The 12,599-nt window shown below is 36.8% G+C and carries 7 protein-coding genes and 1 pseudogene; all 8 read left to right on the top strand.

Annotated elements, in window-relative coordinates; genetic code table 11:
* Positions 1–21 precede the first annotated feature (21 nt).
* The 8 genes and pseudogenes from lacZ (at position 22) to A9C19_RS16525 (ending at position 12,517) form a co-directional block, all read left to right on the top strand.
* On the top strand, positions 22–3,063 hold the full coding sequence (gene lacZ / locus A9C19_RS16560; RefSeq protein ID WP_072580972.1) for a beta-galactosidase, LacZ type: 3,042 nt from the start codon (positions 22–24) through the stop codon (positions 3,061–3,063).
* Positions 3,064–3,313: 250 nt separating this feature from the next.
* Positions 3,314–5,539, top strand: a complete 2,226-nt coding sequence (locus tag A9C19_RS16555) for an alpha-galactosidase (RefSeq protein WP_072580971.1) — start codon at positions 3,314–3,316, stop codon at positions 5,537–5,539.
* Positions 5,540–5,919: 380 nt separating this feature from the next.
* Entirely contained in the window at positions 5,920–6,318 is a 399-nt protein-coding gene (locus tag A9C19_RS16550) for a hypothetical protein (RefSeq protein WP_072580970.1), read from the top strand.
* Positions 6,319–6,473: 155 nt separating this feature from the next.
* A pseudogene (locus A9C19_RS16545) lies at positions 6,474–7,423 on the top strand (ABC transporter permease).
* Entirely contained in the window at positions 7,416–8,357 is a 942-nt protein-coding gene (locus tag A9C19_RS16540) for an iron chelate uptake ABC transporter family permease subunit (protein WP_072580969.1), read from the top strand. The pseudogene A9C19_RS16545 and the gene A9C19_RS16540 overlap by 8 nt, the downstream one beginning before the upstream one ends.
* Positions 8,351–9,109 carry an iron ABC transporter ATP-binding protein gene (locus tag A9C19_RS16535; RefSeq protein ID WP_072580968.1) on the top strand — a complete coding sequence of 253 codons (759 nt, stop codon included), beginning with the start codon at positions 8,351–8,353 and terminating at the stop codon, positions 9,107–9,109. The genes A9C19_RS16540 and A9C19_RS16535 overlap by 7 nt, the downstream gene beginning before the upstream one ends.
* Before the next feature lie 152 nt (positions 9,110–9,261).
* Positions 9,262–10,224: a siderophore ABC transporter substrate-binding protein gene (locus A9C19_RS16530; RefSeq protein WP_072580967.1), complete on the top strand. Its 963-nt coding sequence runs from the start codon at positions 9,262–9,264 to the stop codon at positions 10,222–10,224.
* A 223-nt stretch (positions 10,225–10,447) separates the two neighbouring features.
* A complete protein-coding gene (locus A9C19_RS16525; RefSeq protein WP_338022853.1) occupies positions 10,448–12,517 on the top strand; it encodes an ATP-binding protein in 2,070 nt (689 codons plus the stop codon).
* Positions 12,518–12,599: the final 82 nt, after the last annotated feature.

Here is a 12,599-nt window from a genome sequence, read left to right as displayed (position 1 = left end):
AGAAAAGTGAGGAAAAGGATTATGACAACATCTCCAGATCTTAAATGGCTTACAGACGTAAACATATTCGAAGTTAATCGACTTCCAGCACACTCTAGCCATACGTATTATGAAACAATGGATGAAGCAAAAAGTCGCGCTTCAATGAAACTGAGAAAAAGTCTAAATGGGAATTGGAAGTTTCACTATGCTACTAAGCCTAGTGACCGTCCTGTCACATTTTACGAGCTACATGATCAATGTGATAGCTGGGATGATATTAAGGTTCCGGGTCATATTCAGCTTCAGGGGTATGGAAAACCCCAATATGTAAACACAATGTATCCATGGGATGGAGTGAGCGACGTACGCCCTCCTGAAATTCCTGTTGATCATAATCCTGTTGGAAGCTATGTAAAATATTTTCATGTTCCAGAAAATATGAAGGATCAGCCTGTGTATATTTCGTTTCAGGGTGTTGAATCTGCATTTTATGTTTGGGTAAATGGTCATTTTATTGGATACAGTGAGGATAGCTTTACACCTGCTGAGTTTGACTTAACTAAGTACCTCGTAGATGGAGAAAACAAGCTTGCCGTTGAGGTCTATCAACGTAGTACAGGAAGCTGGCTAGAGGATCAGGATTTCTGGCGCTTTTCTGGTATTTTCCGCGACGTGTATTTATATACAGTTCCAACACTTCATGTGTATGATACGTATGTGCATGCAGAGCTAGATGAGACCTATACAAAAGGGACGCTTAAGGTTGACTTCAAGCTAAATAAAATACCTACTGAGGGCTCCAAACTACTTGCTGAATTAGTTGGACGAGATGGAAAACCAGTAGGAGAGGTAGCACACAATTTATCTAGTGAAGAGTTCTTCATTACGATGAACGTGGATCAGCCAGAGCTATGGAGTGCAGAAAATCCTTATTTATATACTTTATACCTTCAGCTTGTTGATGAAACAGGAGCGGTGGTCGAGGTCATCCCACAACGCGTAGGATTCAGACGTTTTGAAATGGTTGATAAGGTCATGAAATTAAATGGAGAGCGCATTGTTTTTAAAGGTGTCAATCGCCATGAGTTTAATCACCGTACAGGTCGTGCTATTTCAAAGGAAGATATGCTTTGGGACATTAAGACATTAAAGCAAAATAATATCAATGCAGTTCGTACTTCACATTATCCAAATCAAAGCTATTGGTATGAATTATGTGATGAGTATGGAATTTATGTTATTGATGAGATGAACTTAGAAACACACGGATCATGGCAGAAGATGGGTGTTGTTGAACCATCTTGGAATATTCCAGGGAACAAGCCAGAGTGGCAAGACATCGTATTAGATCGTGCAAAGTCAATGTTTGAGCGAGATAAAAATCATCCTTCTATTCTTATTTGGTCCTGTGGAAATGAATCATACGCAGGCGAAGTGATCTTAAATGTAACAAAGTACTTTAAATCAGTAGATTCAAGTCGTTTAGTTCATTATGAAGGTGTCTTTTACGATCGTAATTATCATGAAACAAGTGATATGGAGACTAGGATGTATGCTAAGCCTGCAGATATTATTGAATACTTAACCAATGATCCCAAGAAGCCTTATATAAGCTGTGAATATATGCATGCGATGGGGAATTCATTAGGTGGTATGAATTACTATACAGAGCTTGAAGATCAATATCCAATGTATCAAGGTGGTTTTATTTGGGATTATATTGATCAGTCTCTTATAAAAGAAGATCGTTACGGAAAAGAATTTTTAGCCTACGGTGGAGATTTCGATGATCGCCCGACAGATTATGGTTTCTGTACGAATGGTATTGTGTATGCCGATCGAAAGCTATCTCCTAAAATGCAAGAAGTGAAATACTTGTATCAGAATATTAAGCTTCATGCAGATGATAAAGGTGTAACGATTGAAAATAAGAATCTCTTTTCAGATACGGAGCTTTATGACTTACACTTCACTTTATATCGTGAAGGAGAACTTGTAGCAGAAAACACCATGCAGGTTAATGTAGAACCTCAGGGTGAAAAAAGGGTTAGCTATCCTTTCACAAAGGAGCAAATGATCGAGCCTGGTGAATACTATGTGAATGCTGCCTTCTTATTAAAAGAAGCTACTATTTGGGCAGAGGCAGGACATGAAGTGGCATTTGGTCAATATGTTTTTGAAGCAAAGCTGATCGAACATTCAATTGAACCTAATGGTGAGTTTCGCTTAGTGGAAGGAGACGTGAATATCGGTGTTCATGGCCGTGACTTCCAAATTATCTTCTCGAAGCAGGTCGGAAGCTTAGTATCTGTCAATTACTCCGGACGAGAGTTAATTGCTTTCCCACCGGCACCGTTATTTTGGAGAGCAACAACAGATAATGACAGAGGCTATGCTCAGACGTTTGTCTCAGGCTGCTGGTTACAAGCAAGTATGGCTCGTAGATGTGTAAACATTGATATTCAAAAAGTAGATGACGCATTCCAAGTGGCGTTCACATATGCCTTCTCTATTTCTGAGAAGATTGAAGTGAGAACGGTTTACAAAGTATATCCGAACGGTAAAATCGCTGTGCGAACACATTATAGTGGGGCAGAAGGATTACCGCAAATGCCAATCTTCGCCTTATCCTTTAAGGTTCCAGCGAAATATGACCAGCTAGAATGGTATGCAATGGGTCCTGAGGAAAATTATTCAGACCGTGCAAATGGAGCGCGTCTTGGAATCTTTAACAATACGGTACAGGACAATGTTTCACACTATTTAAATCCACAAGAATCAGGAAATCGCACTGGGGTTAGAAGTGTGAAACTAACATCTAAAGATGGTGAGGGCCTAAATATACGTTCTACTGAAACACCGCTTGAGTGCAATGTTTCACCATATACGGCGTTCGAACTGGAGAATGCGTATCATCATTATGAATTACCAAATGTTCATTATTCTGTGATCACAGTAGCAGGTAAGCAAATGGGTGTTGGTGGAGATGACAGTTGGGGTGCACCAGTTCATGAAGAACATTTACTTTCTGCGAATCAATCAATGGAATTTGAGTTTACGATTGAAAGAGAAGGAATCTAAACAAGAGTACAACAAAGAGCCCGATAAAATTCAGGCTCTTTGTTTACGATTATTTGATAGGGCTGATTTTAAATTGATGTTTGAGTAGGAGAAAATCAAGTTATGGTTTTTCTCTCTAAAAAGCAAGATGGGCTCTTTTCTTTCTTGTTTATTTTTTCGTGTGAAGTATGATGAGCTTATTTACCATTTACTACAACTAGTATCAATTCAATAACTAACAGAAGACTAAGCAAATGAGGAGGACGATGCTTTGCCAATCTATTGTAACGATCAGAATAAGCAATTTCATTTAACTAATGGAAAGATTAGCTATATTTTTCAAGTATTGAAGAACGGAAGCTTAGGACAGCTGTATTTCGGAAAGGCTTTACGTCACCGTGATGATTTCTCTTATTTTCAGCAAAATCATATCCCTACGGCAGCAAGCTGTCATTATGATAAGGAGGATCCTGCATTTTCTTTGGAAACAACTCGTCAAGAATTTCCTATCCCAGGGAAAGGTGATTTCAGAGAAGCTGCGATTGAACTAGAGTCAGAGAATGGAGTAGGGGGGAACCTTTTCACTTATAAGAGCTATGAGCTAAGAAGTGGAAAAGAGAAATTGACAGGACTTCCTGCGACATATGCAAAGGAAGAAGAGGCTACGACTATCATAGTTACTCTTGAAGATGAAAAGATCGGTGCGCGTGTACAGCTATCTTATACGATTTTTCACCATCATCCAGTCATCACAAGACATGTAAAGGTGATAAATAGTGGGGCTCAACAGCTTTCTCTTAAGAAAATTATGAGTGCCTCTATTGATTTGCCTGATGCGGAGTATTCAATGGTACACCTTTCAGGAACGTGGGCAAGGGAAAGGCATATTAAAGAACGTCAGCTCGTTCAAGGGATATCCTCCATCTCTAGTATTAGGGGAGCAAGCTCTCATCATGATAATCCTTTTATCGCTTTAAAGAGACCGGAAACAACAGAGCACCATAACGAGGCGTATGGCTTTCACTTTGTCTATAGCAGTAACTTCTTAGCGCAGGTTCAGGTGGATCATTATGATACAACAAGAGTCATGATGGGCATCCATCCTCATCAATTCACATGGCGCCTGAATCATATGGAGCAATTTCAAACGCCCGAAGTGGTGATGGTTTATACAGAGGATGGAATGAATGGACTGAGTCAAGCCTACCACAACCTTTATCGTGAACATTTACTAAGAGATCCATGGAAAACAGAAGATCGACCAATTCTCATTAATAACTGGGAAGCAACGTATTTTGATTTTGATGAAGAGAAACTTCTTCCCATTGCGAAAAGTGCTAAGGAGCTTGGTATAGAACTGTTTGTCTTAGACGATGGATGGTTTGGAAAGCGAAATGATGATACCTCCTCACTTGGAGATTGGTTCGAAAATGAAAAGAAGCTTCCGAATGGATTAGAATCGCTTTCAGAAAAGCTTGAAGAGATTGGAATCAAATTTGGTCTTTGGTTTGAACCGGAAATGGTTAATCCTGATAGTCGTTTGTTTGAAGAACATAAAGACTGGATCGTTGGTAATCCAGATGAACATCTCGTGTTTGGACGGAATCAGCTAGTACTCGATTTTTCAAGAAAAGAAGTTGTTGACTATCTTTATGAGAAAATGGCAGCGATTATCCGTAAAACAAAGTTATCGTATATAAAATGGGATATGAATCGAAATATTACTGATGCCCATTCAAATGCCTTAAAGCAGAATCAGCAAGGGGAATTTTTTCACCGATACATTCTAGGTGTATATGATCTTTATGAGCGATTAACAACCGAATTTCCAAATGTATTGTTTGAATCCTGTGCGGGTGGTGGAGGACGGTTTGATCCTGGCATGCTTTATTATGCCCCCCAAGCATGGACTAGTGATGATACAGATGCAGTAGAACGTCTGAAGATACAATATGGAACATCTCTCGCGTATCCAATTTATAGTATGGGATCCCATGTATCAGCTGTACCGAATCATCAAACATTGCGAAAAACGCCACTTGAAACAAGAGCAAATACAGCCTATTTCGGCACATTTGGCTATGAACTGAACCCACTTGAACTATCTGAGGAAGAACGAGAAGAAATTCGTTCACAGGTAGAGTTCTATAAAAAACAACGCTCACTAGTGAGAGATGGATCCTTTTATCGTTTGTTAAGTCCTTTTGAAGGAAATGAAACGGCTTGGATGATTGTCTCTAAAGACCGAAAAGAGGCTTTAGTCGGCTGGTACAAGGTCCTTGCTTCAGTAAATGGAAAAAAAGAACAGGTTCTTCGTCTAAAAGGTCTTGATGAGAATCTTCTTTATGAAGTAAACGAAGAAGGAACTCATTACGGAGACGAACTTATAAATAGAGGACTTTTACTACCGACAGAATTTAATGGAGTAAATGCATCGGTTGCTAAACGCGGGGGAGATTATCAATCTGTGATCTTTCATCTAAAAGCAAAAGAATAATTCGTTAACGGTCAGCGCATTTTTATGTGCTGGCCTTTTTACGTATAGGAAGGGGAGAACTTAACACGCTACTCCCCCTGTTCAAAGAGTAGTAACACCTACCTAGGCTGAAAACTTGGTCACTTGATAAGTGTTTATATCCTATTTAGAAGATCTTCTAACTTTGACTAAAAAACGGTTATTTTCCAAGTACACATGCCCTGTATCCCTTCAGCTCCCTCTAAATAGCTTAATCAAACGTTTGTTTAATTTCTTCAATGCCGTATATTTCCACCACCGATTTTTTCTTTTATAATAGCTTTAGGATATAAAAAATGAACTGTGAAATCTAAAAAGTGTACTGTTTTTAGTGGAGTCAAACTTTAATTAGGGGATGAAGCATGAAGGAGTTAATCTTTACATCATATCAGGAATATGAAGAGTACATGTTGAATAAGGCATTTTCTAAGGCAGCTAAAAGGGAATTACATGGTGAGGAAAAAGAAGGATACGTAAAAGATTTTTATGATCGAGCTATGAATGGTTGGAAAGAAGATGAGTGTGATAAGTGGATTGAAAAGCATGGATATGTTGTGATACAAGTTTGGAAGGATGAAAGTGAAATCGGTGGGAGAAAGGTTGTAAGAGGGCGACCAAAGAAGCTCCATTCGACTAGGCTTAACCACTCCATTCATGTTCGATTAGATAATAATACATATGCTAAACTGCATGCTTATTGTGAGAAAAATCAATTAGAAGTATCTGAAGCAATTAGGCAAGCCATACAAAAGCTTTCATGACGAGATAACACCTTTACAAAGGGTGTTTTTTTTTGTGTGACAAAAAAGTTTAAAAAATGTCTTTTCACTTTTATTTTTTTGTGCTACATTAATAACTGTGGTAATGATAACGATTATCAATATCAAATAAATCGTTTGTAAGGAATGTCTTCTTAATGGCTAAACTATTGTTGAGTATTTCTCTTATTGTTCTATCATGTCTCTCATTGTTTATTGGTGTCATTGATTTAAGCCCAAAGGATTTATTTTCATTAACAGAAGAAAAAGAACAAGTAATTTTAATTAGTAGAATACCAAGAATGATTAGTCTGATCATTGCTGGTGTCAGTATGAGTATATGCGGGTTAATTATGCAGCAGCTTACTCAAAACAAATTTGTTTCACCTACTACAGCTGGGACAATGGATTCTGCAAGACTAGGAATCTTAGTTTCGATGCTTTTGTTTACGAATGCTAGTCCTTTAGAAAAGATGGGGATTGCATTTCTCTTTGCTTTAGCAGGGACGTATGTGTTTATGAAAATCCTTGATAGGATTAAATTTAAGGACACGATTTTTATCCCACTAGTAGGATTGATGTTTGGAAATATTATAGGCTCAATCACGACTTTTTTTGCCTATAAATATGATTTGATTCAAAATATAGGGTCATGGCTTCACGGAGACTTCTCTTTAATTATGAAGGGAAGATATGAATTACTTTACATAACCATTCCATTTGTTCTAATTGCCTATCTGTTTGCGAACAAGTTTACCGTTGCAGGTATGGGTGAGGATTTCTCGAAAAATCTCGGTTTACATTATCGAAAAGTAGTCAATATAGGCCTGATTATTGTTGCTTTTATTACGACTAGCGTTGTTTTAACGGTAGGAGTCATACCTTTTCTCGGTTTGATTGTTCCGAATATTGTGAGTATATATCGGGGGATCATTTGAGAAAGAGTTTACTAGAAACAGCATTACTTGGTGCAGTAATCGTATTAGTTTGTGACATTATTGGACGAGTGATTATTTTTCCTTATGAGATTTCCGTTAGTGTCATTATAGGAGTAGTTGGAAGTATCGTGTTCGTGTACTTATTAACAAGGAGAAGGTCGTATGCTTAGGAAAACGTTAATTCTATTAGGATTTGTACTACTTGCAGTAGCATGCTTTCTCTTTTATGATCTCGGACCGAACATTGATTATGTTCTTCCTAGAAGAATAACAAAAGTAGCTGCAATCATTATCACTGGGGCGGCCATTGCTTTTTCAACAGTTATCTTTCAAACCATTACTAACAATCGAATTTTAACACCAAGTATTATTGGATTGGACTCATTATATGTTTTGCTACAAACAGGAATTATCTTCTTAGCAGGATCCATGTCGTTCTTCTTTTTAAATGATTATGTTAACTTTTTACTTGGTGCAGGGTTAATGGTCTTTTTTTCAACCTTATTATTTGGCTTTATGTTTAAGAGAGAACAAAATATCTATTTTCTTTTATTAATAGGAATTATCCTTGGAACATTATTCGGAAGCTTATCGACGTTTATGCAAATTTTAATTGATCCTAATGAGTTTTTGATGGTTCAATCTAGAATGTTTGCGAGCTTTAATAATGTTCGTACAGATTTATTGCTGCTATCTATTGGTTTATTGGTTCTGGGTATTCTCTTTTACTTGCCAAACCATAAATATTTAGATGTGTTGTCATTAGGGAGAGAGCATGCCATAAATTTGGGGATTGATTATGATCGAGTGGTGAAAAGATTACTAATTGTTGTGTCTATTTTCATTGCGATTTCGACAGCATTAGTTGGACCAATCACTTTCTTAGGTTTATTGGTTGTGAATGTGACGCATGAGTTATATAAAACCTATCAGCATAAGCATCTTATAATTGGAGCAATTCTAATCAGTGTATTAGCTTTAGTAGCAGGTCAATTTATCGTTGAGAAAGTGTTTACTTTTACAACAACAGTAAGTGTAATTGTTAATTTAATTGGTGGAATATATTTTCTCTTTCTACTATTAAAGGAGAATCGATCATGGTAGAAGTTAAGAGTACATCAAAAAAATATGGTCAGAAGCTTGTAGTAAATGATGTGTCACTCCAAATTGCAAAGGGAAAAATCACCTCCTTTATTGGTCCTAATGGTGCTGGTAAGAGTACTCTTTTATCAGGCATAAGTCGATTGATTTCAATGGATAAGGGTGAAATTTTCATTGGAGATCAAAACATCCAACATGCAAAAACGAATGAGCTTGCAAAGCAAATTTCCATCCTAAAGCAAACAAACTCAATCAATATTCGCTTAACGATAAGAGAGCTTGTTGCATTTGGGCGCTTTCCTTATTCACAAGGACGTTTAACAGGGGAAGATTGGCAGGCTGTCGATGAAGCGATCACTTATATGGGATTAGAAGAAATTCAACATGAATTTCTTGACCATTTAAGTGGAGGGCAGAGACAACGGGCATACATCGCCATGATTATTGCTCAAAACACAAAATATGTTCTGTTGGATGAACCATTAAACAACCTAGATATGAAGCACTCTGTGCAAATCATGAAGAATTTAAGAAAATTAGTTGATGAGTTAGGGAAAACAGTGATTATCGTTTTGCATGATATTAATTTTGCCTCATGCTACTCAGATTACATCGTTGGGTTAAAGAATGGTCAAGTCGTTCGTAGTGGAACGAAAGACGAGATTATGACCTCTGCGTCTCTTAAAGAAATCTATGATATGGATATACCTGTTCAGGTCATCAATAATCAAAAAATCTGTGTATATTTTTCCTAACGAATACTATTGTGAATCATTTACTTTTTGAAGATATATAGGGGGGGACCCCTTTTCTTTTCAGTATTAATTGATAATGATTTTTACTATCAATTAAATAGAATTCTACAAAAAGTAAGTTATCTATAAAAAAAATTTACGAGGTGATGAAAGTGAAGAAGTTTTTATCTATTTTACTAGTAGCCCTTTTCGCTTTTGTTTTAGCAGCATGTGGTGCTGAGACGACAACAAGTGAGGAATCTACAACAGAAGAAGCAGCAGGTGAGACGGCTGAGGTAGAGCAGAAAGAAATAACAATTACTCATGAGCTTGGTGAAACAACGTTAATGACAAACCCTGAAAAAGTTGTAGCATTTGATTTTGGAGTTCTTGATTCATTAGATTCATTAGGTGTAGAAGTAGCAGCTGTTCCAAAAAACCTTATTCCAGACTATCTTTCTACATATAATGGGGAAGAATATGAAAATGTAGGAAGCTTGAAGGAAATTGATTACGAGACATTAAGTGAAGTAGCTCCAGATGTTATTTTCATTTCTGGTAGACAAGCAGATTTTTATGAAGAGCTTACAGAAATTGCCCCAACGATTTATTTAGGGGTGGATACGACTAGGTACATGGAATCGTTTGAAGAGAACATGATGACACTTGGTGAAATTTTCACAAAACAAGATGAAGTAGAAACAAAGCTTGCAGAAATTAAGGAAACAATGGCAGATGTGAAAGAAGCTGCTAAAGATAAAAATGCTCTTGTTGTCCTATTAAATGAAGGTTCTCTAAGTGCGTATGGACCTGGTTCTCGCTATGGAATTATCCATGACGTAATGGGCGTACCTGCAGTAGACGAAAACATTGAAGCTTCTACACATGGGCAAAGTGTTACATTTGAGTACATAGTAGAGAAGGATCCTGACTATTTATTCGTCATTGACCGCACGGCTGCAATTGGTGGAGAAACATCAGCAGAGGAAGCACTAGAGAACGAATTAATTAAAGGAACAAAAGCGTATCAAAATGAGCAAATTGTTTATTTAGATGCAGCTGTTTGGTATTTATCAGGCGGAGGATTAGAATCAGTTGACTTTATGATTAATGAAGTTGCTACTGGACTAGAATAAGGATTTATGAACAGGCTAGGAGCTTTGAATCCTAGCCTGTTTTTTTTTGTGCGCTAGAACCTAACAAAGGGGAATGAGCCATTTAGTAATCTCTTTTTTCAACATTTCCTTACTTTTCCTTTTTATTTCCATTTTTTTCTCTAAAATCTTTCAACTACCTTGGGGGAATATGGTACGATATTAATATAAATAGTTTTCATAAGTAAACAAGGGATTTGGGGGGATTTCAATTTTTAACTTAGGGGAAAATTTTCATGATAAAAGGTCCTCTTTTTTAGAAAGAGAGTCTGAACGAAGAAGATTAACTGAGCTATATCAATTAGATCTAGTAGAAACTCCTGAGGAAGAATCATTTGATCGTATTACTAATTTAGCAAGTAGACTTTTTCAAGCTCCAATTGCTCTTTTTACTTTAATAACGGACGATAAACAATGGTTTAAATCCTGTGTAGGTTTAACAGGTGAACTCGAAAATGTACGCTCTACAGATCGAAGTGTAGCTTTTTGCCACCATGTTGTCGTGGAGAGGCAGCCAATTGTTATAGAAGATACTCTTTTAGATGATCGATTTAAACACAATCGTTTGGTTGAGGAGTATGGATTCAGATTTTACGCAGGTGCTCCTGTTATGACTAAGAAAGGTAATGTGTTGGGTTCTCTTTGTCTTCTAGATTATGAACCACGGACATTTACTTCTCGTGATAGGCAAATACTTATTGATCTAAGTCAATGGATTGTGACGGAAATTGAATTAAGAACGGACTTGGTCACAAGAACTAATAATGAGCGGTCAATTAAAACTTTATATGAAGTAACAAGCAATAAAAATCTAAGCTTTAATGAAAAGCTAAACCTTCTTTTAGTTGTAGGTTCGGATCGATTCCAGCTTACGGATGGCATGGTGTCAGAAATTGAGCTTGAACAATGTAAGGTCATTGCCGCAAAAAATGAGACAGGCATCGTGAAAAACTTTTCTGAGGTATATCGTGTAGAAGAGTATTATACAAGGCAGATTGTAGAATCATTAAAGCCTGTCCATTTTCGCACTAGCTACTCTCAGTCATGTGAGTATGAACACCTTTCTGAGTATTTAGCTGCACCTATCTTTTTAAATGAAACATTATATGGGAGTATTTGCTTTTGTACAAAAGGTAGTATCAAAAGAAGAATAAGTGACTCTGATATTGAGTTTCTTCAGCTTATCGCGCAATGGATTGGAAATGAAATCGAACGGATACAAGCAGAGACAAGCTTACAGGAAAGTCAGGAACGCTTCCAGCAAATTGCGAATAATATTAATGAAGCTTTTTGGATCTATGATTTTAACGAAAAGAAGCTTGTGTATAAGAGCCCCGTCTGGTATGAAATTGTAGGGAAAATAGGAAGAGAATGTCGTAACTTGGATGAATGGTATCAAGTCATTCACCCTGATGATAGGGATTGGGTCATTGAAACGTTACGTAACCTCAAGACACGTGCTGAATTTGATTATCGCTTACTATACAAGAATGGACAAGTTCACTGGATACGCAATCGTATTGTTCCTATATTAAACGAAAAGGGAGAGAAATTCCGATTTGTTGGTGTAGCAGAGGATATAACAGAGTATAAATTAAATGCTGATCTATTCCGAAAATCAGATAAGCTCGCTGCAGTAGGGCAATTAGCAGCAAGCATTGCACATGAAGTGAGAAACCCATTAACAAGCATTAAGGGATTTATGCAGCTCGGGTCTTATGATACCTTCAATAATCCTTATCATGATTTAATAATTTCTGAGTTAAATCAAATCGAAGAATTTGTAAACGAAATACTTATCTTAGCCAATAGTCATATTGAAACAGTAAGAGAAAGGAAGAAGGTTATAGATCTTATTGAGCAATCGATGTATTTAGTAAGTGATATTTGTGAAATGCAAAATATCTCATTTTTGATTCACCATAGAGAAAAGGACCGTTCACTATGGTGTAATGAAAACCAACTAAAACAAGTTTTTCACCATATCTTTACAAACGCTATAGAAGCAATGCCGAATGGTGGAACCATTGAAATTGAGTTAGGTCAAGAAAATAAAGAGTTTTTTTATGTAACGATTCAAGATCAGGGAATTGGCATAGAAAAGGAAAGGTTAGCAAGACTTGGTGAACCCTTTTATTCGAATAAAGAAAAGGGTAGTGGTTTAGGACTTATGATATGCTATCGCATTATTGAAAATCATAAAGGGCAGATTCATTTTACTTCTGAATTAAATAAAGGTACTAGGGTGAAACTATTACTCCCTCTATTAGATTAAATGATAACCCTCTCAACAAATTTGAGAGGGATTTTTATAAACTCACAAAAGTAGGTAAGTGTTAGATTTGGAAAAAAAAATA

Origin of the sequence: Bacillus weihaiensis, from assembly GCF_001889165.1 — a bacterium.
Taxonomy (GTDB): Bacteria; Bacillota; Bacilli; order Bacillales; family Bacillaceae; genus Metabacillus; species Metabacillus weihaiensis.
This window is presented reverse-complemented; position numbering and strand designations above follow the sequence as displayed.